This window comes from Erythrobacter sp. CCH5-A1 (assembly GCF_001557115.1).
Lineage (GTDB): Bacteria > Pseudomonadota > Alphaproteobacteria > Sphingomonadales > Sphingomonadaceae > Erythrobacter.
The window spans coordinates 1-240 of the sequence record NZ_LSKQ01000257.1; the positions used below are offsets into that span (position 1 = coordinate 1).

Consider the following 240-nt stretch of genomic DNA (forward strand, 5'->3'; position numbering starts at 1 on the left):
ACAAGCAGGGCACCAGCGTGGCCGTGCGCTTGTACGTGATCGACAAGATCCCGGGTCAGATCAGACCTGCAGTTTTGGCGCGGGAGACAGTTGCAGACGTCGCGTCTGCAGTTCCAATCATCAAACGCGTGACAGCCCAGCCCGACTGCGAACCGCGCGCGGTGCCGCCGAAAGCAAAGCCGGGTGCGCTCTTCAAAGCCATGCGGGCAACGCCGATCACAAAGCCCGTCAAAGCGAGGG

At 62.5% G+C, this 240-nt stretch carries 1 protein-coding gene; it reads right to left on the minus strand.

Translation table 11 applies throughout. From position 1 onward, the window contains the following. Positions 1–55 precede the first annotated feature (55 nt). The coding region (locus tag AX708_RS21200) for a hypothetical protein (protein ID WP_233999670.1) at positions 56–240 on the minus strand (185 nt) is incomplete at its 5' end.